The sequence below is a fragment of the Sulfurihydrogenibium sp. genome (assembly GCF_028276765.1).
Lineage (GTDB): Bacteria > Aquificota > Aquificia > Aquificales > Hydrogenothermaceae > Sulfurihydrogenibium.
The window spans coordinates 1-23,555 of sequence record NZ_JAPYVU010000027.1 but is presented as its reverse complement, the minus strand read 5'-3'; the positions used below and the strand labels follow the sequence as shown (position 1 = coordinate 23,555).

General features: G+C 32.1%; 24 protein-coding genes and 1 pseudogene. 10 read left to right on the top strand and 15 right to left on the bottom strand.

What is annotated here, in order from left to right:
• Positions 1–98: 98 nt before the first annotated feature.
• On the top strand, positions 99–1,661 hold the full coding sequence (locus tag Q0929_RS05680; RefSeq protein WP_299238755.1) for a DNA polymerase domain-containing protein: 1,563 nt from the start codon (positions 99–101) through the stop codon (positions 1,659–1,661).
• A gap of 261 nt (positions 1,662–1,922) precedes the next feature.
• Here the strand turns inward: Q0929_RS05680 and upp are convergent, their stop codons facing one another.
• Together upp and Q0929_RS05670 are read right to left on the bottom strand one after the other, a co-directional pair.
• Entirely contained in the window at positions 1,923–2,324 is a 402-nt protein-coding gene (gene upp, locus Q0929_RS05675) for a uracil phosphoribosyltransferase (RefSeq protein WP_299238757.1), read from the bottom strand.
• A gap of 37 nt (positions 2,325–2,361) precedes the next feature.
• A complete protein-coding gene (locus Q0929_RS05670; RefSeq protein WP_299238753.1) occupies positions 2,362–2,544 on the bottom strand; it encodes a hypothetical protein in 183 nt (60 codons plus the stop codon).
• Positions 2,545–2,621: 77 nt separating this feature from the next.
• Here Q0929_RS05670 and Q0929_RS05665 point away from each other — a divergent pair, with 77 nt between their 5' ends.
• The 6 genes from Q0929_RS05665 to Q0929_RS05640 are packed head-to-tail and all read left to right on the top strand — an operon-like array spanning position 2,622 to position 9,355.
• Positions 2,622–3,542, top strand: a complete 921-nt coding sequence (locus Q0929_RS05665; protein WP_299238751.1) for a histone deacetylase — start codon at positions 2,622–2,624, stop codon at positions 3,540–3,542.
• Between the two features lie 28 nt (positions 3,543–3,570).
• Positions 3,571–5,064, top strand: a complete 1,494-nt coding sequence (locus Q0929_RS05660) for a UDP-N-acetylmuramoyl-L-alanyl-D-glutamate--2,6-diaminopimelate ligase (protein ID WP_299238749.1) — start codon at positions 3,571–3,573, stop codon at positions 5,062–5,064.
• Positions 5,057–6,427: a UDP-N-acetylmuramate--L-alanine ligase gene (gene murC, locus Q0929_RS05655; RefSeq protein WP_299238747.1), complete on the top strand. Its 1,371-nt coding sequence runs from the start codon at positions 5,057–5,059 to the stop codon at positions 6,425–6,427. Before Q0929_RS05660 ends, murC begins: the two co-directional genes overlap by 8 nt.
• On the top strand, positions 6,424–7,779 hold the full coding sequence (locus Q0929_RS05650; RefSeq protein ID WP_299238745.1) for a nicotinate phosphoribosyltransferase: 1,356 nt from the start codon (positions 6,424–6,426) through the stop codon (positions 7,777–7,779). Before murC ends, Q0929_RS05650 begins: the two co-directional genes overlap by 4 nt.
• Positions 7,776–8,612 carry a metal ABC transporter substrate-binding protein gene (locus Q0929_RS05645; RefSeq protein WP_299238743.1) on the top strand — a complete coding sequence of 279 codons (837 nt, stop codon included), beginning with the start codon at positions 7,776–7,778 and terminating at the stop codon, positions 8,610–8,612. The genes Q0929_RS05650 and Q0929_RS05645 overlap by 4 nt, the downstream gene beginning before the upstream one ends.
• A 2-nt stretch (positions 8,613–8,614) precedes the next feature.
• Positions 8,615–9,355 (top strand): metallophosphoesterase, encoded by a 741-nt coding sequence (locus Q0929_RS05640; RefSeq protein WP_299238741.1) that lies wholly within the window; start codon positions 8,615–8,617, stop codon positions 9,353–9,355.
• Between the two features lie 59 nt (positions 9,356–9,414).
• On the opposite strand, the gene Q0929_RS05635 is transcribed toward Q0929_RS05640, so the two are convergent.
• Positions 9,415–10,515 (bottom strand): metallophosphoesterase, encoded by a 1,101-nt coding sequence (locus tag Q0929_RS05635; protein WP_299238739.1) that lies wholly within the window; start codon positions 10,513–10,515, stop codon positions 9,415–9,417.
• 165 nt (positions 10,516–10,680) lie between these two features.
• On the opposite strand from Q0929_RS05635, the gene Q0929_RS05630 reads away from it, so the two are divergent.
• Both Q0929_RS05630 and Q0929_RS05625 read left to right on the top strand, forming a co-directional pair.
• Positions 10,681–10,908 carry a hypothetical protein gene (locus Q0929_RS05630; protein WP_299238737.1) on the top strand — a complete coding sequence of 76 codons (228 nt, stop codon included), beginning with the start codon at positions 10,681–10,683 and terminating at the stop codon, positions 10,906–10,908.
• A 1-nt stretch (position 10,909) separates the two neighbouring features.
• Positions 10,910–11,113 carry a hypothetical protein gene (locus Q0929_RS05625; protein ID WP_299238735.1) on the top strand — a complete coding sequence of 68 codons (204 nt, stop codon included), beginning with the start codon at positions 10,910–10,912 and terminating at the stop codon, positions 11,111–11,113.
• 114 nt (positions 11,114–11,227) lie between these two features.
• On the opposite strand, the pseudogene Q0929_RS05620 reads toward Q0929_RS05625, so the two are convergent.
• From Q0929_RS05620 to Q0929_RS05570, 11 genes and pseudogenes are all read right to left on the bottom strand, one after another.
• Positions 11,228–11,339 (bottom strand): annotated as a pseudogene (locus tag Q0929_RS05620) (hypothetical protein); the annotation flags it as partial.
• An 18-nt stretch (positions 11,340–11,357) separates the two neighbouring features.
• The gene (locus Q0929_RS05615) at positions 11,358–11,495 is read right to left on the bottom strand and encodes a hypothetical protein (protein ID WP_299238327.1); all 138 of its coding nucleotides are present in this window, start codon (positions 11,493–11,495) and stop codon (positions 11,358–11,360) included.
• Positions 11,496–11,632: 137 nt separating this feature from the next.
• On the bottom strand, positions 11,633–12,487 hold the full coding sequence (locus Q0929_RS05610) for a hypothetical protein (RefSeq protein ID WP_299238733.1): 855 nt from the start codon (positions 12,485–12,487) through the stop codon (positions 11,633–11,635).
• Between the two features lie 3 nt (positions 12,488–12,490).
• Positions 12,491–13,045, bottom strand: coding sequence for a carboxypeptidase-like regulatory domain-containing protein (locus Q0929_RS05605; protein ID WP_299238731.1), 555 nt, complete (start codon positions 13,043–13,045; stop codon positions 12,491–12,493).
• 589 nt (positions 13,046–13,634) lie between these two features.
• On the bottom strand, positions 13,635–14,489 hold the full coding sequence (locus tag Q0929_RS05600) for a type II secretion system protein GspK (protein WP_299238729.1): 855 nt from the start codon (positions 14,487–14,489) through the stop codon (positions 13,635–13,637).
• The gene (locus Q0929_RS05595; protein ID WP_299238727.1) at positions 14,486–15,115 is read right to left on the bottom strand and encodes a hypothetical protein; all 630 of its coding nucleotides are present in this window, start codon (positions 15,113–15,115) and stop codon (positions 14,486–14,488) included. Before Q0929_RS05595 ends, Q0929_RS05600 begins: the two co-directional genes overlap by 4 nt.
• Before the next feature lie 111 nt (positions 15,116–15,226).
• Complete coding sequence (gene gspD / locus Q0929_RS05590) at positions 15,227–17,236, bottom strand: type II secretion system secretin GspD (RefSeq protein ID WP_299238725.1); 2,010 nt, start codon at positions 17,234–17,236, stop codon at positions 15,227–15,229.
• 11 nt (positions 17,237–17,247) lie between these two features.
• Entirely contained in the window at positions 17,248–18,660 is a 1,413-nt protein-coding gene (locus Q0929_RS05585; protein WP_299238723.1) for a GspE/PulE family protein, read from the bottom strand.
• Positions 18,660–19,724: a hypothetical protein gene (locus tag Q0929_RS05580; protein WP_299238721.1), complete on the bottom strand. Its 1,065-nt coding sequence runs from the start codon at positions 19,722–19,724 to the stop codon at positions 18,660–18,662. Before Q0929_RS05580 ends, Q0929_RS05585 begins: the two co-directional genes overlap by 1 nt.
• A 2-nt stretch (positions 19,725–19,726) precedes the next feature.
• On the bottom strand, positions 19,727–20,149 hold the full coding sequence (locus tag Q0929_RS05575) for a hypothetical protein (RefSeq protein ID WP_299238719.1): 423 nt from the start codon (positions 20,147–20,149) through the stop codon (positions 19,727–19,729).
• Between the two features lies 1 nt (position 20,150).
• Complete coding sequence (locus Q0929_RS05570) at positions 20,151–20,957, bottom strand: TIGR04219 family outer membrane beta-barrel protein (RefSeq protein WP_299238717.1); 807 nt, start codon at positions 20,955–20,957, stop codon at positions 20,151–20,153.
• A gap of 279 nt (positions 20,958–21,236) precedes the next feature.
• Between Q0929_RS05570 and Q0929_RS05565 the strand changes: the two genes are divergently transcribed.
• Positions 21,237–22,943, top strand: a complete 1,707-nt coding sequence (locus Q0929_RS05565; protein WP_299238715.1) for a S8 family serine peptidase — start codon at positions 21,237–21,239, stop codon at positions 22,941–22,943.
• A 97-nt stretch (positions 22,944–23,040) separates the two neighbouring features.
• Here the strand turns inward: Q0929_RS05565 and Q0929_RS05560 are convergent.
• Positions 23,041–23,555, bottom strand: a 515-nt coding sequence (locus Q0929_RS05560; protein WP_299238713.1) for a transposase, incomplete at its 5' end; no start/stop codon positions are given.

Below are 23,555 nucleotides of genomic sequence, written 5' to 3'. Positions count from 1 at the left end.
AATTTCAATCTTATAAGTAGATGGAGAAAGGTTAAGACTTTTGTTGCTTATCTATATGCATATGCTATTGGTTATAGCTTTTTTAGAAAAAGTAAACTATGGAGGTAATTTCTCACCCGACGTATTATGGAGATGATATATTAATACCAAATCTTTTTGAAAAAGGACTAAAATTTTTAAACAGAGATAATTTACCAGTAATAAAAAAAGAAGGTAAAAGCTTTGTATCTTATGGTCAAACTGTTTACACTGCGGACATGAGCTTACTTCTTGGAAGAATACATATAGACCCCAAAAACTCATTCTTTTATAAAGAAGTAGGCTTAGATGGAATAATTGAACTATCAAGAATATCTTCCTTAGGAATGCAAGCAGTAGCAAGAACAACCATTGGAACGCCAATTACTTATATGGAAATGAGAAATGCTTATGAAAATAATTTTCTCATACCGTACAAAAAAAACCAGCCGGAAGATTTTAAAACTCTTGAACAGCTAATAAAGATAGATAAAGGTGGTTTAACATTAAAACCTTTGGTAGAATTATTTGAAAATGTAGCAGAATACGATTTTTTCTCTATGTATCCATCTATCATAACAAATTATAATCTGTCTTATGAAACTATTAACTGTAAACATCCAGAATGTAAAAAAACCTTACCTTATACAAATTATAGAATCTGCACAAAAAAGATAGGCATTGTTCCACAAACATTAAAATGGCTTCTTGAAAGAAGGCTTAAATATAAGCAATTACTTAAAAAAGAAAAAAATCAGATTTATGATAATAGACAAAAAGCTTTAAAATGGCTTTTGGTAGTTAGCTTTGGTTATCTTGGATATAAAAACGCAGTTTTTGGAAGAATAGAATCTCACGAAGCAACAACATCAATCGGAAGACAGCTTATTACTTTTGTAAAAGAGATTTTAGAAGCAAAAGGCTTTAGAGTAATTCATATTCTTACCGATTCTATCTGGGTTTACAAACATGGTTATACGATAGATGATTATAAAAAGATGGAAGAATATTTGAATAAAAGAATCAACGAAAAATTTATTCCGGTGAATCCTGACGGAATACCATTTAAGATTTTACTGGAAGGTGTTTATGATTGGATAGTTTTTTTGCCTTCAAAATCCGATTCTGTTGGTGTTTCTAACCGTTATTTTGGAAAGTTTAGCAATGGTGAGTTTAAATTTAGAGGAATAGATTTAAGAAGAAAGGATGTTCCAGAATTTATTAAAAATTTTCAATTAGAAGTTTTTGAGCATTTAAGCAAAGCAAAAAACAAAACAGAATTCTTAAAGTTAATAAAAGATATAGATGAGATATTCGACAAACACAAACAAAAATTATTGGAAGGAGATTTTTCATTAAAAGACTTAATAATAAAAAAGAAAGTCTCTAAGGATCCAAATTCATATCAAAAAAGGACAGATTTATCAGAAGTAGCCGGAACTTTGCTAAAAGAAGGCTTTAATCTAAATCCGGGTGAAAGTGTTAATATCATTTATATCCTTGATAAATATATAAAAGCTATGCCGCTTGAAATCTATCTTACAAATCCAAAGCCAATAAACATAGAAAAATACTTAAAAATACTTGAAGAATCTAAAATTAGATTAACACCAAAAAAGCTTTTTGGTAATGTATTAAGGTAAAAAATGGAAACAAGCATAATAGATTTAAAATAGAATTATTGAGATTTTTCGTGTGGTTTTGGAACGATGTATTAATACTATTATCCTTCATTCTAAGACTTCAAAGCTAAAGGATCTTCTTTTTCAGAGATGGTGAGAAAGTGAATAAGTGAGAGGCAAAAGGCGGAAATTCCTCGCTGTAATTGCAGAATGGCATAGTTGAATAACTTTTATCAGCAAACAACAAACCAATTTCAACTCTTACGCTTAACATCTTGCATTTCATGTATTAAAAGCCCTATCTCCAGCATCGCCAATACCAGGGATTATATAACCTTTGTCGTTTAATCCTTTATCAATCTGACCTATGTAAAATAAAACATCTTCAAATTTACTTACATTTCCGATTCCTTCCGGAGATGCAACTATATTTAATGAAATAATTTTCTCCGGACTATGTTTTTTAATCACACTTATTGCGTACTCTAAGGAACCACCTGTTGCAACCATTGGGTCGACTATTATCACAGTTTTACCGTTTAAATTAGGAAGTCTTTCGTAAAATAATGTGCTTTTTAATGTTTCTTCATCTCTTTTTATTGCTAAAAATCCGGCTTTTGCCTCCGGTAAAACTTCTAAGCATCCATTCAACATCGGCAAACCGGCTCTTAATATCGGTACAATAACGTATCTATCTTCTTCTAACGCTTCAAATGTACCCTTAGCAAGGGGTGTTTCTTACTTCTGTGTATATAGGATTTTCATTCTTTAAAGCTTCTATTAATAAAATCTTTGCTATTATCTCTATCTGTTTTCTAACTTGAGAAGATTTTAAATTTTTATCTCTTAAATTTGTTAAAGCATTTTTTAACACCCTATTATCAACTATTTTTATATTTTCCATTTTTTCTCCCTTAGAGTTAATAAAATATGCCTAAGTATTGTATAATTTTATCATTATTCAATTTGTGGGGTAGTATCGTGAAGAAAGTCGGTTATTTTTACGATGATATATATTTAGAACATGACTCCGGAATAGGTCATCCAGAATCTCCGGAAAGACTTATTTACATAAATAAATATTTAGAACCTATAAAGGACAAATTAATCCATCTAAAGCCAAGAAGAGCATCGGCTAAGGAAATAACGTTGATACATGATACTTACTATCCACAAGAAATAATGGATTTTTGCGCTGCCGGTGGTGGATATTTAGACCCGGATACACACGTTGGAGAGTATTCGTATGAAGCTGCTGTGATGGCAGTAGGTGCAGGTCTTGAAGCAATTGATAATATAATTAACGGAAATATAGAAAGGGCATTTTGTGCTGTAAGACCACCAGGTCATCATGCAGAAAAAGATAAAGCAATGGGATTTTGTATCTTTAATAATATTGCTATAACAGCAAGATATGCACAGCAAAAAGGCTTTAATAAAGTTTTTATAATAGATTTTGATGCCCACCATGGAAACGGTACACAAAAAGCTTTCTACGATGATGACACTGTGTTTTACTTTTCAGCCCATGAATATCCCTTTTATCCGGGAACCGGTTCAAAAAATGAAAAAGGAGTTGGAAAAGGCTACGGATACACTTATAACGTTCCACTGCCCGCCGGCACAGGTGATGAAGTCTATATAGAAATTTACAGTCAAACCCTGCCAGAGCTTGTAAAGTCTTTTAATCCAGACATAATTCTTGTTTCTGCTGGCTATGACTTACATCAAGATGACCCGTTAGCTTACTTAGAAGTATCAACAGAGGGAATTGGAACGATAGTAGAAAATATTTTAAAGTCAGCAGATGTTCCTTATGTCTTTATGCTTGAAGGTGGGTATAATCTAAACGCTTTAGGTGAAAGTGTAAGATTAACAATTGAAAAAATGCTTTATATCTAACCTTAATTGTTATCCTTAAGGAGCATTGATGAAATTACTAAAAGAAATATTAACAGATGAAAAAATAATTTATGGAAATCAAAAGACAGTTGTAGAAGGAATTACAAATAACAGCAAAAAAGTCGAGAATAATTACGCATTTTTTGCCATTAAAGGCACATCGGTAGATGGTCATAACTTTATTGACGAAGCTATAAAAAATGGTGCATCTGTAATTTTTATAGAAGATGAAAGGTATATTGAAAGTTTAAAAGAGAAAAACATAACAATTGTTTTGACAGATAACGGCAGAAAGTCTTTAGCTTTAGCTTCAAACAAGTTTTATGATAATCCATCTGAAAAGTTGAAAGTGATAGCAATTACTGGAACAAATGGAAAAACTACAACATCAAATTTACTTTCCCAGTATTATGAAATGGCTGGATATAAAGTTGGTGTAATCGGGACAATAAATTACAGAATTGGAGATGAGATATTATCTTCAGGACATACAACGCCCGACCCGGTAGAATGGTTTAAAACACTTAAAGTTATGAAAGATAAAGGTGCAAATGTAGTAGTGGCAGAAGTTTCTTCCCATGCGGCAGACCAGTACAGAGTTTATTCAACAAAGTTTCATGGTGGAATCTTTACAAATCTAACACAAGACCATCTTGATTATCACCAAACAATGGAAAACTACTTTTTAGCAAAGAGAAGAGTTTTTGAGCAGATTGATGAATTCAATAAAGAAGCAATTTACAGCATAAATGTAGATGATGAGTATGGAGGAAAAATCTTAGATTTTCTAAAAAACCATTTAAAAGTCAACGATAATAAAATCATTACATACGGAAAAACATCTGAAGATTTTAAGATTCTTGATTATAGACTTTCACTTTTTGAGACTGAATTTAGCTATAAATATAAAGATACATTAAGCAAAATCAAAACAAAATTAAGAGGTGTTTTTAATATTTATAATCTATCTGCTGCCGTTTCTTTTCTTATAAAAGATGGTTTTGATTTAAAATTCTTAGAAGAAAAAGCATTACATCTAAAGCCGATTAAAGGAAGGTTTGAAGTAATAGAAGGACAAGGTTTTATTGTGGTCATAGATTATGCCCATACACCGGATGCACTTGAAAACATTCTAAAATCGTTAAATGAAATCAAAGAAAATAGAATCATAACAGTATTTGGAGCAGGTGGCAACAGAGACAAGACAAAAAGACCGTTGATGGGAGAGACGGCAGAAAGACTTTCTGATATTGTAATTCTTACATCTGATAATCCAAGAAATGAAGACCCATTAAGTATAATAGAAGATATCTTAGCCGGAATTAAAGATAAAGATAAAGTTATAACTATTGTAGACAGAAAGCAAGCAATAGAAAAGGCTATCAGTTTGGCAAAAGAAAAAGATATAATTTTAATAGCAGGGAAAGGACATGAGAATTATCAGATAATAGGCGATAAAATTTTGCATTTTGATGATGCAGAAGTAGTAAAAGAAATTATAGACGGAGGAAAAGGTGTTTAGAGGTAAGGTTAGAAAAATCCATTTTATCGGAATTGGCGGTTCTGGAATGAACGGCATAGCTGAATTATTGCTAAACCAAGGATACACAATAACAGGTTCAGATTTAAAAGAGTCTCCAACGATTGAAAGATTGAGAAATCTTGGAGCAAAAATATTTATAGGACATAGTGAAGAAAATGTTAAAGATGCGGATGTTGTAGTATACTCATCAGCTGTAAAGCCGGATAATCCAGAAATGATAAAGGCAAAACAGCTTGGAATTCCGACAATACCAAGAGGAGAGATGCTTGCTGAATTAATGAGGTTCAAATATGGAATAGCCATTGCCGGAAGTCATGGAAAAACAACAACAACATCCATGGTAGGAACCGTTCTTGGAAAAACCGGATTTGACCCAACGGTTGTGATTGGTGGTAAGTTGGAAGCATACGGCAGTAATGCAAAGCTTGGAAGAGGAGAGTTTTTAGTTGCAGAATCAGATGAAAGCGATGGCTCTTTTTTAAAATTAACTCCGACCATTGTTTCTATAAACAATATAGATTTAGAGCATATAGGATTTTATAAAGATTTAGAAGACATTAAAAAAGCTTTTGTAGCCTTTGCAAATAAAGTTCCGTTCTATGGAGCAGCAGCTGTTAACGTAGATGACGAAAACGTAAAAAGTATTTTGCCTTACATAGAAAGAAAAGTTATAAAGTTTGGATTGTCAGAAGATGCAGATATTAGAGCTTATGACCTAAGATTAGAAAACGGTAGATACAAATTTAAAGTCAATGATTTTGGAGAGATATATCTTTCAGTTCCAGGCATTCATAATGTTTATAATGCTCTTGCTACAATAGCAATATGTAATGAGCTTAGCGTTCCTTTTTGCGTTATAAAAGAAAGCTTAGAAAACTTTAAAAATGCAAAAAGAAGATTTGAAATAAAGTACTCTAACGATATCGTTGTCATTGATGATTACGCACACCATCCAACAGAACTAAAAGCAACATTGTCAGCAGCAAGAGATTATTTTAAAGACAGAAGAATAATAGCAGTATTTCAACCTCATAGATATTCAAGATTAAATGCCTTATTTGAAGAATTTGCGAAAGCTTTTGATGTTCCGGATATTACTATCATAACAGAAGTTTACTCAGCAGGTGAAAATCCAATTGAAAATGTTTCAGGGGAAAAATTGGCAGAGAAAATCAAAAAGTATGGAAAGAATGTCCATTATGTAGCAAATTTAGAAGAGGCTGAAAATCTGTTAAAAAATACTATTCAAAAAGGTGATGTAATACTAACCCTTGGAGCGGGAAGCATTACTCAGCTTAGCGACACTTTAGCCAAATATTTATCACAAAAAGAGCAAAAATGATAGTAGATAGATTTGTAAATAAAGACAATATGTCTCTTTTGACAGACCTGTATGAGCTTACAATGGCACAGGTCTATTTTAATAAAAAAATGAATGGAAATGCCGTTTTTAATTTTTTTATCAGACCAACAAACAAAAGAAACTATTTTTTAAACGCAGGGCTTGAGCTTTTAATAGATTATCTATTAAATTTAAAATTTACAGAAGAAGATATAAATTTTTTAAGACAAACAGGCAGGTTTTCAGAAGAGTTTTTAGAATACCTTAGAAATTTTAAATTTACAGGAAATTTATACGCCATAGATGAAGGAGAGATAGTTTTTGCCAATGAACCCATAGTCCAAGTAGAAGCTCCATTAATAGAAGCCCAGATTATTGAGACATTTTTAATAAACACGCTTCAAATCTCAATCCTTGTAGCAACAAAAGCCCTAAGATGCTACAGTGTTGCTGAAAAAGCTATACTTGTAGATTTTGGACTAAGAAGAGCTCATGGCACAGATGCGGGAATGATAGCATCAAGAAGTAGCTATATTGGCGGTTTTGTAGGAACATCGAACGTTTTAGCAGGCAAAGCTTTCGGAATTCCAATCTATGGAACAATGGCACACTCTTTCATAATGGCTCATGATACAGAAGAAAAAGCATTTGAAAATTTTGCATCGGTTTATCCAGAAAACACGATTTTTTTAGTAGATACATACGACAGCTTAGAAGGTGTAAAGAACGCTATAAAAGTAGCCAAAAAGCTTGGCATTAGAATAAAGGGTATTAGGTTAGACAGCGGAGATGTAGCAACTTTATCAAGAGAAGCAAGAAAGCTTCTTGATGCAAACGGTTTTAGAGATGCAATTATTTTTGTCAGCGGTGGCATAAACGAATATAAGATAAAAGAGTTGATTCAGGATAAAAAAGCTCCAATTGATGGTTTTGGTGTTGGAACAGAGCTTGTAACAAGTGCAGATTTACCATATTTAGATTGTGCTTATAAATTGGTAGAGTATGAAAGAAAGCCAAAAATCAAGTTAAGCAGAAAGAAAATGACATTACCTTTCAAAAAACAGCTTTTTAGAATCTACAAAAATGGCACTATCTCTAAAGATATCGTAGGTCATTTTGATGAACATTTTGATGACTCTGTTAAAATGCTCAAACTTTATATAGAGAAGGGTGAGCTTGTAAGAAACCTTCCATCTTTAAAAGAAATCAGAGAAAAAGCATTGATTAACTTCAAAACACTTCCAAATACTTTTAAATCTTTAAATCAATACATGACCCTTACACCGGAAATATCACATAGGCTATTAAAATCAGCAGAAGATCTAAAAGAAAAGTTGAGGTTAAAGCATTGAAAAAAATAATTTTAGCAGTTTTATTGCTTTTTGGTTTTTCATTTGCAGAAGTTAAAATCACAACCACTATAAAACCTTTGGCAGATATAGCAAAAGAAGTTGGGAAAGATAAAGTAAATGTGGCTTATATAATCCCTTCAAACGTAAACTTTCATACCTACGAATACAAGCCGATGGATATAAAAAAAGTATATGAGAGCGATTTATTTCTATTTATAGGTTATGGAGAGCCAAATATATCAAGTCTTACTAAAAATCTTAAAAAAGAAAAATTAATGCAGATAACAAATCTTAAAGGAATATTTCTTTTAAAAGAAGAAGACCATGATGAAATCCATCCGGCAGTATGGTTAGACCCAGAAAATGCAAAAGTAATAGCCAAAGCAGTTATGGATTTTTTGACATCTAAAGATAAACAAAATTCACAATTTTATAAATCAAACTATTTAGAATTTGAAAAAAAAGTAAATGAAATTTTAAACTATGGAAGAACAAAGCTTTCATCAGTTAAAAATAAATACTTTGTATCTTATCACTATGAATTTCCTTACTTTGTAAAAAGATTTAATCTTATCTATCTTGCAGAGATAGAAATGGGTCATGGAAGAGAGCCATCACCAAAACATCTGATAGAAGTAATTCAAAAAATCAAAAAATATAATGTAAAAGCAATTTTTACGTCAAAGCAGTTTTTCAATCCAAAGACTGCCAATATTGTCATATCTCAATCAGGAGTAAAAATAATTTTTCTTGACTCTATGGGTGAGACAGGAGATTACTTAAATATGATGAGATACAATATAGACAAAGTTTACGAAGGACTTAATTTGTAAGCATGGAATATTATTTAAATTTACAACTTAAAAAACCATATATAGTAGTAGGAGATATACACGGCTGTTATAACGAGTTTAAAAGCTTAATAGGTGTAGCGAAAGAAAAATACGGGGAAGATTTAATTATCATTTCCGTTGGAGATACAATAGATAGGGGAGATTACAATTTAAAAACGTTACTTTATACAATAGAGCTTTATTATCAAAAAGAATACTATGAAGTGAAAAGTAATCATCTTAATAAATTTGTCAGATGGCTAAAAGGAAACAATGTAAACATATCCTACGGAATGCAAAAAACAGTATCGGAATTTTTAGCCTTAAACAAAAACCTTCAAGAAGAGCTTAGAGAAAAAATAATTTCATATTACGAGGCATTACCACTTTACATAGTTGTTAATAATAACGTAGTAGTTGCGCATGCAGGAATAAAAGATGAGTTTATAGGAAGGGCTGATAAACAAGTAAAAAGCTTTGTTTTATACGGAGAAACAACAGGAAAATACACAGAAAAAGGATTTCCGGAGAGAAAAGATTGGACAAAAGACAGAAAAGTCGACGAAAACTCACCTAAAATTGTTTACGGACATGTAGTTTTTGATGAACCTTATATAAATAATCTCTGCTATGGCATTGACACAGGTGCATGTCTTGGAAACAAACTAACTGCATACAATCCAGAAAAAGACGAGTTTATCTTTATTAAATCAGAAAAAGTTTACTTTACATTTGAAGACTGATTTATAATATTTAATACTTTTCTCATGATACTAACCTCCTCTCCTCCGGGTGGATAATTTCATCTGGAGGAGCTTTTAATGTAAAAAATAGCCATATCCGGAGGACATCTAATCCTAATTGGTGGTCCACCTGTTCCTATTCCTCTACTTACAAAGATATAACTATTATTAATCTTTAAAAATCCTGCATCTGTTATAAAAATCTTTCTCAAAATAAATTTTACAGGCCAAAGAACGCCTCCATGAGTATGACCCGCAAGCATCAGGTCAAATTTACCGATCAAATCATTATCAAGCTTTGGCTGATGTTTTAAAAAGATAATGAATTTAGAACCATCAACGCTTTTGAATAACTCTTTTTCTGGCACCAATTTTCTTACTTTAAACCTTTCAGCCTCTTCATCGTCAACTCCAACAAAAGCTAAATCTTGAATAGAAAATATTTCATCTCTCAAAACCTTAAACCCGGCTTTTTTGGTAAATTCTATTGCTTGGTTTACATCATTATAATATTCATGATTTCCAAGAATAGCATACTTTCCAAGGGGTGGATTTATCTGATTTAACAGGTTTATATAGCTTTCTTTATTAACAACATAACCATCTACCAAATCACCGGTTGAGATTACAATATCCGGCTTTTCTTTATTATAAACATCAAGAACAAGATTTATTTTATCCTCTCTCATGACTTGATTCAGATGCAGGTCAGAAATATGAAGAATTTTAACATCTCTTTTAATCTTATCTGAATAAATCTTAAACTTGTAAACTCTTAAATTCAAAGTTTCATAATATCCATAAGCCATTGAAGATAATGTTAAAACAGTAATAAATATAAAACCTTTAAAACTGCTAATGTGAGGAAGTGGATTATGTTTTAATATCTTTTCCGAAATTTTTAAAATAAAATGATAAATGTCTATAAAAAGATAATACAAGAAAAAAAGCATAATAAAGCCCATCCAAAGCAGAATAACGAGAGACACATAGTAGTTGTCATATCCAAGTTTATCATAATACTTATAAAATGCAGGAGATAAGGTCAGTATAAAAATTAAATATAAAAATTTAGACTTTATATTAAAGGCCAACTTTAACTTTTTAATAAAGTAAAGATGTATAAATCCGTATATACTGAAAAAAATTGTTAAAAACATTCAAAACCTCCATATAAGACTGCTTGCAGAAACCAATATCGTCATTCTGCAGTAGGCTGACACGGAAAGGTAAGCTTACGGGAATTTTGAGACACTCTTACCTCCATATTTTTAAATAGGTTAAAATATATTACAAAGAATAAAATTTCAAGATAGGAGATTTTTATGGTCGGGAAAATAATTTGGGAATCTTTATCTATAGCTCTTTTACTCTATGGTTCTTATTTAGCATATGTTTTTATATGGTTTAGTTTGTTTAGAATCTTTGATATGGATATCACAACTGCAAAGCTTATTTCAGGTTCTATAACATTAACGATTATAGCTATATCATCAATAAGATGGTTTATTAAAAAACATAAAGAGCTAAAAGTAATGGAAAATGAGGGTTAAGATGTTTCAGGAAATTGACGATAATTATTATGTAATGATGGAAAACGTTTCTGCAGTCAAATTAATTTATGAAGATGGTAAATACATATGGCTATTTTATACAAACCATCCTACACCTTTAAAATCTAAACCATTTGATACAGAAGAGGAAGCCAAAATATGGTTTAGAAATCTAAAATATGATTATTACAGGAGAAAAGAGTAGTGTTTTGTATAAGTCATACCAGTTTGGGAAAATTCCGATTTTCTTGAATTCATAATATTACAAAAGCATTGTAAAGGTGATTTTTTGTTTAAACTATGATGAGGTCTTTCTGTGTTATACCATAGCATATATTGCAGCATCTTTTTTTGATACATAACGATTTTTTAAAGATAAAGGATTGTTATTACTGCTTTTATAATTTTTAATCCATCTGTATATGGTAGATTTTGATACACCAAAAGCTTCAACTGCAAGTTTTACTACAGTGTTCTAAAGCAAATTCTACAACTTGTAATCTAAAGATTATTTCTGGATGTTTTTCCATAACATCATCTAATTCTTTTACTTGTTTTAAAAGCTTTCTTTTATAATATTTTCCCATGTTTCTTTTAGCTTGTACAGATAGGAAACTTAATATAAACAGATAAATTCAAAAGTTTTAGAAATTCGTCATAAGGCTTACTGGAGCGTAATTTTAAAGCACGTGGGGGAGAAATCCCCACGTTTATACTATTTATATTATCTTTTTGTAGCTCTCCAGAAGCCCTCAGCAGATCCTTCCCTACAAGAATCTCCAGGAGGAATACCATCACCATAAATACCTGATATTGTGTTAGTTTTGCTATCAAATTTACCAAAGAATGTTGCATACTCTGCTTGCGCATTTGGATCTGTATCGTGGCACATAATTATCGGTACTTTAAACATTACATAATTTCCATAAACAATTCCTTGACCTGAGCGTGTAAATGTACCATTAATATCAGTTATTGATACATTTATACTGATACCATTTTGAGCGATTTGTAATGTAGCTACTGAGTCTACATCGTATGTACCCGCAACATTAGCAGGTGATGCATTTGTTACATCTTCTGCTCTCCATGTTCCTTTATAGATGTTACTTTTATTCTCCCTACAGGTATCACCTGCGGACAAGGTATTTGTGAATGTTCCTGTTATGTTTCCGTTAGCGTCTATTGTCCCAGTAAATTCTGCAGTTCCTGTGCCATTTTCGTTTGTATCGCTACACATAATAACAGAGGCTGTAAAACTTATGCTATTACCGCTCTTTGTGCCATTTCCAGAAATAAGGAGTAAATCGCCTGTGTCTCCTTCTATAGCTGTCATTGTTGCTGATATTTGACCGTTATCACCCTCAACTACATCTACCATTATTGGACCGTATTCTGGAGAACCATAATCATCTTTTATATAAGCAAAATATCTATGGGACGGGTTTGCTTTACCGTTAGAAATTTTTCCTGTAGCAATTGTTTCATTGGTAGTTGAATCTTTAATCTCTATAATAGTGTTGTTAGTAATCTGGTCTTTATTTATAGATATTTTTACTCTATCTATAACCGCATCCATTCCCTACCCGTTTGCATCAAAAGGTGTTGTGATAAAGTCCGCATTTTGAACTCCGTATTTCTGTAAAACGGGGCTGAGAAGATTTTTAAGTGAGTTTCTTGCATTGTCTAAATTCAACTGAGAAGGGGGGTTGGTATATATATCTGCATTCCCGTTATTTGCAACTGCTACAACTGCTGTAGAAAGAGGTGTAATGTTAGCAGTCCCAGATTTTTGGTCTGTGTAAGAAAAGAGAAGTTCTTGGCTTGTTGGATTTTGCGTCTTTAAATAAAATGGTGGAGTTAAACCTGTTGTGTCAAAAGAGAATTTACCGCTTGCGTCTGTGGTTGTAGAAATTTCTTTGCCTTTACTATCTTTTAAATACACAACGACTGAAGCCAAAGGTTTTCCTGTTGCTGCAGTTCCTGAAAGAGTTGATGTAGTAATCCCTCCGCCTGCGAATGTTCCTCCGCCGCCACCTCCACCACAACTAAATAGCGACATTGCCAAAAAGATACTTGCCAATACTGCCAAGATTGACTTGATACTTCCTTTCATGATTTTTCCTCCTTTCATCATGATTCTTCCTCCTTTTACTGTTAAAATTGGTTTAACATCTCTTCCCATAATGTCTCTTTTTCCTTCGCCTCTCTGCCACATGAGGGGATAAGAACATAAGAAGCAATTTCTGCTGCTAACAAAAACCTTTTAGCTTTATGATATCACCTCCAAAGATTAATTTATCCTTCCAATTATTTAAATACATAAAGAGATTCTTTAGTGTTGGGTTTCAGGATGAGAAGAGGAGTTAGAAAAGGTCATTTTGAAGCTGCAACGAAGGATATTTTTTGAAAAAATAAACCTTCAGACTTGCGTCTTCAAGATGACAAATCTCTCCATCTCATCATTCTGTAACCGAGTAAAGAATCTCGCATTCCTTTCATTTCTTAACTAACCTGTTTTACTTTTAAATTATGACTAAAATCATACCTTTATAATAAAAAATAAATCAAAAAATTTTTTTTGCAATAGTTTTGTATATTTTGAGAAAATCTAAAATTATGTTAGTCTTTTATTTCTCTGATAGATAATAAGCCGCTAATTTTGTTACTTTGAGCTACAGAGAAAAGAATCTTCCGCCTTTTAGTCTCTCGCCTACTTGCCTTCTTTACAAAATTTCCTTATAAATAATTCTTTTCCCAACTCTGTCATACACATAATCAACTTTCAACTCAGTACTTCCAACGCCTACATTTACAACTACATGAAAAATATCAGACTTAACATCTATATAATTTTGTATCTTATAAAGCATATCAAACGTAAAACCATCTACCAAAATCAAATCTTTTACTTGTTTAAAAGGTTCTTTACTCCTTTTCTCAATGATTTTTTGAGCTAAATTGTCGTCTATCCTTTCATCAAGAGACTTTAAAACCCACAAAGGAGCTGTGTTGATGTTTATCTTTCCGTTTGTGTAAACGGTAGAAGTTTCTATCAATCCTGGATAAAAGTCCTTTTCAACCAACTTACCATTTAAATCTTCATCTTTAAAGCCAATCAGTATAAGCTCATATAGGCTATCCATATGAGCTTTTTTGACAGGATAGCCTGTTTGAAGCGTTCCTTCTTGCCTTCCTATCCATACAAGCAGATTTCTTTCTTTCTCAGGAGATATCATCAAATTTTTAAACAGATTGTCAACAATTTTCCCATAACCCGGATCGCCGGCAAGGTTTAGATTTATATATCTGTTTTCATCATAGATTGATATGCTAACTTTAACATTATTTTGTGAGTAATTAAAAGGAAGCGTCCATTTATCCTGTAGAGAATCAATGCTTTGGTCATCATTATCAAGAATGTATTTAGCCAGATTAAAACCTGCATCTGCTATGTATAAAGCCTGAACCTTTCCATAAACAGATTGAACGTAGCTGTTTGTAGAAATGCTTGACTGATAACTATCTATCACATAAAAAGACATCGTCAAAAAAGCCATCAAAACAACGATTATAATCATTGGAAGTTATATTTTAGGTCTAATAAACTGCCGGATAAAACAAAATTAAAGGATGAAGCCGAAGCTTTGCCATTAATCTTTGACATTAAAGGATTATCTTTGTTAAAAGATACTTGACCGTTGCCAGTAAAAGCTATCCCATTAAAAGAGCCTTTAAAATCAAATACTTTATCTTTAAAATCTATCTCTAAAAACTCAAGCTTTGTTCCGTTTGCATTAATATTTTCAAGCTTTAGCCTTCCAAAAAACCCATCGGATACTTTTAAGCTACCGCTGATTTTACTAACACCTTCCAAACAAGAAAAATCTTTAAAATCCATCTGGTATGTTTTTGATAACCCAACCTTAAACGTTGCCGGCTTTCCTTTACAATCTAAATTAAGACTTAAAGGTATTAATTTCAAGGTTGCATTTACATCAGAGAGAACTTTTTTATCTGCATAAAACAGATTTAGATTTTTAAACTGTATAGAAAAAGGTGTTTCTCTAACTGACTGACTGTAAAAGAAAATATTATTATCTGATGCAAGTTTGCTAAAAATCATATACTTAGGTATAAATAAGATTGTAAGCAGTAGCAAAATAAAACCTATTATTAAGCTAATAAGCCCTTTGTTTAGTGTCATTTAGTCTCCTTAAACTTTCTTGCCATTTTATAATTTAGCTCAGAATCTCTTTTTTATAGCCCTATTCTGTCACTCTTAAGCTACAGCGAAGAATCTCCGCCCTTTTGCCTTTCACTTATTCACTTTCTCACCTTTTAGCATCTTATTAATCTCTTCTGATAGCTTTCTGTGTTCTTCTGTTATTTTTGTAAGCTCCTCCGGAGATGAAATTATATAAGGCGTTAAGAATATAAATAAAGTAGTTTTATCATCCGATTCTGATTGATACTTAAACAGGTTGCCAACTATAGGAATATCTTTTAACCCCGGAATACCGTTTATAGCTTTTATTGTTTTGTTGCTAACCAATCCGCCTATGACAATTACTTGACCGTTTTCAACTACAACATCAGAATTTAAAGACCTGTTTGATGTTACCGGCACGGCATAAGATAGGTTTCCAACAGATGGTCTAATGTAATCTGTCACTTCTTGTAAAATTAAATTTAAGCTCAATCTAAGAGTGTTTTCTGAAGAAATCCTTGGAATAGCTTTTAAATCAAGACCAACTTCTCTATAATCGTATGTAATGATTGGCTGTCCGTTTATATCAAATCTTACACCGCTTGCAAATGGAATGACGTTTCCAACCTTTATTTCTGCTAATTGATTGTCTAACGTCAACACTTTTGGATTAGAAATTATATTAAAACCGCTTCCAGATTCAAGAAGTGAAAAAAGCAAGGCAAGGTCAGGCAAAAATACGCTTGTACCACCGACGGATACAGTCTTACCTGAATTTGTAAACACACCCATTAAAAAATTACCCGAGGAGAAAGCTTGGTATATCCCATCTTGAGTTAGACCTCTAAACGCAGCCCCTCCTTTAGTTCCTAAGGCTTGCCAGTTAACGCCAAGCTCAAAAAGTTTTTTTGCAGAAACTTCAACGATAGAAGTTGTTATTAAAACCTGCTTTCTTCTAACATCTAAAATCTCTACGAGCCTTTTAATTCCTTCGTACTCATTTTTATTTGCATACACAATAACGGAGTTTGTCCCCACATCAAACCCAACTTTTATACCCTCTTTTGTGACGATTGAAGGTAAAGCTTGGACTGATGTAGATGTTTGAGTTGTCGGCATCGTTGATTGTGCAGGAAACGGTTGATTTGTTTGTCCCAATGGCTGATTAAACTGAGATGATCTATCCTGTCCTATCTGTCCTGTGAATGGCTGATTTGGGTTAGATTGTAGCTGATTTTGCTGTATCTGTTGTGCTGAAGGTTCGTTTATCGGAACTGTACTACCTGTTAAAAGCTGAGATAAACTTCTGCTGATTTCCATAACTGTTGTAAACTTCAACGGTATGATATAAAAACTTCTTCCTTCTGTGATGACCCTTTCAGAATCAAGATTATCTAACATGTCTTTTATCGTGTTGTATACTGATTTTGAAGCAAAAATAACAATAGAGTTGCTGCTCTTATCCGCTGTCATTGTAAATTGTGGGTTTGTTTTTTGTATCATCTGCATCAAAGGTATTAAAGCTTTGTAGAGCTCTTCTGCTTGGGCATACTTTAATTTATACACATAAATATCTCCAGCCTTCTCCTTAGAGTCTAAAGATTTAATGATGCTTTTTACTTTATCGATATTTCCTTTATAATCGTAAATAAGAAGTGCGTTAGACTGTCCATTTATAGATGTTTTTGCAACTTGAGATAAAAATGGTCTTATTGTATTTAATAGGTCTGTGGCTGTAATATTCTCAGGATAGTATATGTAAAGCTCCATCTCGCCAGAGGCTTGGGCTTTTGAAAATCTTCCAACAGGTATATTTTTATCTGCCGGAACAATTTTGACATAATTTTTATCTGATATTACAGTAAGGTTGTTTAAGGCTAAAGCTAAGGTAAATATGTCCCAAGCTTCATTTACGCTTACAGGTTTAGAGGATACTAAGTTTAAATTTCCTTTTACATCTTCAGAAACAATAATGTTTTTACCTGTTATTTTAGACATAAAGTCTGCAACATCAGATATTGGAGCATCTTTAAAGTTTAATATTATTTTCTTATCCGAAGCAGAAAAACTGCTTGTTGTAAAAACAAAAATTATTAAAATCGTTAAAATTTTCTTCATTCTTAACTCTCCTACTGCTTAATTACCGCTAAAACTTCCTGCGGTGTAGTAATACCTTTTAATATTTTAACTATACCATCTTCAAACATAGTTTTAAAACCCTTTTCTCTTGCCTTTTTATAAATCTCAAATTGATTTTCATTTTTACTTATCATCGTTTTTAATTCTTGGTCGATTTCAAGAACTTCAAATATAGCAATCCTCCCTTTGTAACCTGTACCAAGGCAGTTTTCACAGCCAACGCCTTTATAGAATGTATAATTTTCATTTGGATTTAATTTTAGCTCTAAGATTTCTGCATCTGTTGGAGTATATGGAGTTTTGCAATTTTCACAGATTTTTCTAACAAGTCTTTGAGCAATCAATCCTTCTAAGGAGCTTCCGAGTAAAAATGGCTCTATTCCCATATCTATCAGCCTTGCGATTGAAGAGATGGCATCGTTTGTATGCAATGTTGTTAAGACAAAGTGTCCTGTAAGCGCTGCATGAACTGCAATATCTGCCGTTTCTGTATCTCTTATTTCTCCAACGAGAATAATATCCGGGTCCTGTCTAAGAATTGACCTTAAACCGTTTGCAAACGTTAACCCTACTTTTGGATTTACTTGGATTTGATTTATACCTTTTATCTGATACTCTACCGGGTCTTCAATTGTAATTATGTTTTTTCTTGGGTCTTTTATATACAGTAAAGAAGCGTATAAGGTAGTACTTTTACCTGCTCCGGTTGGTCCAGTTACTATAACCATTCCATAAGGCTTTTTTAAAAGTCTTCTTAATTTTTCTAAATTTTCTTCTGACAAACCTATGTCTTCTAATGTTAGTAAAAAGCCAGATTTATCAAGAAGTCTTAAAACTACTCTTTCACCAAAAACAGTTGGAAGTATAGAAACCCTAACATCTAAATCTTTTCCGCCTATCTTTACGCCAATCCTTCCATCTTGCGGAACTCTTCTCTCTGCAATGTTCAAATTTGCCATTACTTTTATTCTCGTAACAACCGAATTATACGTGCTTACAGGTATTTTCAGATATTCATGAAGAATGCCGTCCATTCTTAACTTAACCAAAGCCACATCTTCGTATGGTTCAAAGTGAATATCTGAAGCTTTTAATGTGCTTGCCTTAATCAAAACAGAGTTAACAAGATTGATTATAGGACTTTCATCTTCTGCTATTAAAATATCTTGCGCTGTCTTAACTTCTTCGCTGCTTTCTTCTATAAGTATTTCACTTTCTGATAATTTTTCTTGCAGTAGTTTGGAAAATTCTTCCTGTGGAATTTTTTTTATGATTACATTTTTCCCTGTTCTAAACCTAATCTCTTCAATAACAAAAGGATTGTAGTTGTTTGGAACTATCAGCTTTATATAATGTTCATTTTCTTCCTCTACAATAAGCTTGTATTCTTTAAGAATATCCATTATTTAACCTCTATTTCAAACTCAAAATTTCCGTTAGGTAGTTTTTTTACACTTTTTGTATTTTCCGGTGGCTGACTTGATTCCCCTTTCATAATCAATTTCCCATCATAAAATTCTATTAAATAAATTTTTGCATCCTTTGGCAGGTTTATTTCAGCTAATTTTTTAGATAAATCAAAATTAGACCCAAGTTTAACCATGCTTTTTATCTGCATGTAAGGAGAAACTACCGGCACATCCGGAAAAGCTTTTCTAAATTCTTGTCTTTGTAAATTTTTTATCTCTTTTAACTTATTTTCTGAAACCTTTTCTATAAGAAAGTAGCTAACAAGATAAGATGCAATGCTTATTAAGAACAGATTTTTAAGTCTTATTTTATCCTCTTCGCTAAGGGTTGTTTTTCTGAAAGATAGTCTATGGTCTTTTAAAATACCTTTTAAAGCCCCACCAAATGCGACAGCTAAATCATTTGAACAGTAGTGATTCTCTATTAATCTATAATCTTTAAAAAGTTCTTTCAATTTATTTATATTTCCACTGTCTCCAACTATCAAGACAGGCTTATTTTCAAGCTCCGGAAGATTTTCTTTTAGCCAGTCCGGATTGTTGACAATATCAGCGTCCTTTTCCAGTATAACTCTGTAAGCGTCTATGTTTTTATTTTTTACAGAAACAAAGGTTAATTTTTCTTTTTCAAAATTTATACAGTAGCCATCATCTTCTGATAGAAGATTATAAACTCTAAGAAGAGAAAAAATCTCTCCATCAAGAGCGTAAAAATCTTTTACATCAAAATTTTTGTATGCTAAAACATAAGCAGTATCATCTTCTAAATGAACGTCAAAGGTTATATTTCCATACTTTTCTTCTAAGACAAATTTATAATATTCTCTAAGCTCTGAGACTTTACGAATGTTTGTTTTCTCATAGAAAAAAATCAGATTTTCAGCTGGTATTACATAGATTTTGTTTTTGCCTTCCTTTTCAATGATAGACCATTCTTTACTAAATGGCTTTTTAAATATAGATATTTTTTTGTTTTTATAAACGCCTGTAAAAATCATTTTTAACTACTACTGAAGCTTAAAATAACTTTCATTCTATTGCTTCCTGTATTATCAACTGCCTTGATATTTTTTATTATATAGCCATTTTCTTCAAGCTTATAAATTATCTCGACCAGCTTTTTGATGCTTACGTTATTCATTGTTATCTCAAAGGTATCATTGTTAACATTAATACTTTCAACGTTTAGACCCATTTCAGCTAAAAAATTTCTTATACTTTGTTCGCTGCTTTCAATGGTTCGTTTTTGAATGTTATTTGTTAAAAACTTTATCTCTTTGAGTTTTTCATATTCATTGTAAATTTGATTTGATTTTTTTTGATAGTTGTCATACATAAAAAAAACAGCAAGCAGGCTGAAAGTCCAAAACAGACTTAAATAACCTGCTTTACTGTTTATAAACTCTTTTAATCTGTCAATCATTTTAAAATCTTACGCCGACTAACGCGTATCCACCTTTTATTTTCAAATCGGATTTTACATCCTTTTCATCTAACTTTAATTTTTCATATCTATAACCAACTTCTATAAAAGGCTTTAATGGAGTTGATATTAGTCCATGTGAATTTAATCTTAAACCTGCTGTATAGTCATAATATGTATTTTTATTGTAGCCAATATAATTAAACTCTCCTAACAAGGAAACTTGATTAATCGGCTTTATCTCAGCTGCAAGATGACCCATTGGTATAGGCAATGTTATAGATTTACTCTCTGAAACTTTTTGACCTGTATTTTTGTCTGTACCGTTTAATTTACCATCAAACATAATTGTTCTTACATTTAATCCAAGCTCAACATCTAACTTTCCAGCTGTAGCTGTGTTTATAAATGGTAAATTGTAATATAAAGTAGTATCAACTCTATCAAGCTTTACCGATAAGTTATAATCTGCATTTGCTTTGTACGTATAATTACCCCAGTTTATATTTCTTGTTAATACTCCGCTTCCGTCAAACTTCATTGGCATATAAGCTAATTTGATATTAGGTATTATAGGAATTGGATGTTCAAACTTAAACTTTGCCCAAGGCTTTGTTTTGTTCCCAAGATGAGCATCATTTTTAACATCAATTTTGTCAGTGTCTGAAATTGGCTTATAAGAAACATAGCCGCTTGGTTTTTGTTGGATTGCACCAACAGATGCTTCAAAATCAATTAAAAACCCAGCTTTTGAACTGCCTGCAAACAAAAAGATAGAACCCACACCTAAAACAGCAATTCTTTTCATAACCCTTCCTCCTTTTGAAAGTTTGATATTTTTTTTGAAAATATTGTAGCATATAATTAAATGTTATATTTGTGAAGCTAATCAAAAATCAATATCGTTATTCTGTAGCCGGCGAAGAATCTCCTGTTTTTCTTTTCAAATTTTTCTTTTCAAATCAAAAAGAGATCCTTCGGACCAAAGTCCCCAGGACGACACGAAAAGGTAAGCTTACGAGAATTTTTACAGCACTCTCATGTTACTATATAATAATTTGAAACTGTATTTTTTGAGGAAACTTGTATGAAATTAAAAGCATCAACTTATCAACGCCTCACGTCTCAAGTTTTACGTCTCACGTTATTGCTTATTTTAGTTGCTTTTTCAAATTCCTACGCTGCTCTATACAAAGAAGGAGAAATTATTGTTAAGTTTAAAAGCAATCCTTCTAATCAAACACTAAAAAGTCAAGCAATCAGTAAAACTCTCAATATCCATGTAATAAAACTTCCTTCAAATATGAAAGTTGAAGATGCTTTAAAAAAATATAAAAACGACCCAAATGTTGAATATGCAGAGCCAAACTATATAATTAAAAAGTTAGAAACAATACCAAATGACCCATACTATCCTTCTCAATGGGGGCTTGTTAAAGTATTGGCAAATAAAGTATGGGATGCATGCAAAGGAAGTGATAATACCATTGTAGCAGTTATAGACTCAGGCATTGACTTAAACCATCCAGATTTAAAAGATCATATATGGAAAAATACGGGAGAAACTAATTGTAATGATGGCATAGATAACGACAATAACGGTTTTGTTGATGACTGTTATGGATGGAACTTTGCTTCTAATAATAATAACACTCAGGACGATGATGGACATGGAACCCATGTTGCAGGAATCATTGGAGCTGTAACAAATAATAATGTAGGAGTAGCAGGTCTCAATTGGTATGTAAAATTAATGTCAGTAAAAATTTTAGATTCAACCGGAAGTGGAGATGTAGCTAATTTAATAAAAGCTATAGATTACGCAGTAAAAAATGGAGCTAAGATTATAAATTCAAGTTTGGGCTATCCTGACTCTTGCAGCTACGTTCCGCCAAGTCAAGCACTATATGATGCAATCAAATCTGCGGGAGATAGAGGAGTTTTATTCGTTGCTGCGGCCGGAAATTATGGCTGTAATAATGACAAAACACCTCTGTGGCCGGCAAGTTTTAATCTTCCAAATATAATATCTGTTGGTGCTTCAGACCAAAATGACAATCTTGCTTATTTTAGTAGTTACGGACAAAATTCAGTCCATTTATTAGCGCCTGGAACAAATATAATAAGTACATATTTTGATAAAACTAACAATCAAAGTACTTATAAATCATTAAGCGGAACATCTATGGCAGCACCATTTGTAAGCGGAGCAGCAGCGCTTTTAATGTCTTGCTTGAATAATCCTACCATTTATGAAATAAGAGAAAGAATAGTTTCATCTGTAGATGTGTTTGACAGTTTATCAAGTAAAACAATATCTTCAGGAAGGCTAAATATTTACAATGCTTTGAATAATCCACTTAAACCAATCAGACCAACAGGTTTAGCTTTAGCATTAAACAACAATAACGCTATATTAACTTGGCAAGATAACTCTAACATAGAGACAGGATATATAGTTGAAAGAAAATCCGATAATTCTAATTGGACTGTTATAGCAAGGTTGGGAGTAAATGCAACAAGCTACACAGATAACAATTTAACATCAGGAACTTATTACTATAGAGTTAAAGCTGTTTATAACACTGAAGAATCATTATATTCTAATGAAGCAAGTATAACTGTTTCGAATCCTTCTTCGACTTCCAGTAGTGGAGGAAGCAGTGGAAGTGGTGGTGGCGGTGGTGGATGTTCTATGACTGCAGGAACTTCTCCTATCAATCTATTATATTGGTTAATAGTTCCTGTTTATGTTTTACTTAGAAGGGTATCGCATAGAAATGTTAAAATGTAGTTTAAATGCATACCTTGAGATAAAAAATTAGTAATTTCATAGAAATTAAAAAAGAGATCCTTCGGACTTACGGCCTCAGGATGTTCTATGTTAAATGTCAAGTACACAAATTTTCATCAAATGGTTTTCTATTCCTTAATACACCATATGCCTGCCTTAGTAACTTATGTGCTACAGCTACTAATGCTAATTTTTTAGCCTTGCCTTTACTTACTAACCTTTCGTATAATTCTCTGCAGTATTTGTTAAACCTTATTGCTGATAATGCTGCCATGTATAGTATCTTTCTTGCATATGGATTTCCCATTTTCTTTATCTTGCCACTTTTCTTTACACTTGATCCACTTTCATATGGACTTGGATTTAAACCAGCAAAACTAGCTGCTTCCTTTACACTCTTAAATCTTTTAAATCCTCCAAATATTGATATTACTACTCCTATAACCCTATCACTTACACCAGGTATACTTTTTAAAAGTTTGTATTCCTCTTGAAAATTCTTCTTAGACAATTCTTTTATCTCTTTCTCAAGCTCTTTTATGCTTTTTTCTATTTTTCTGATTAGCTCATCGTAATATTCCAAGTTCTCTTTCAATTTTTTCATCGGTACAT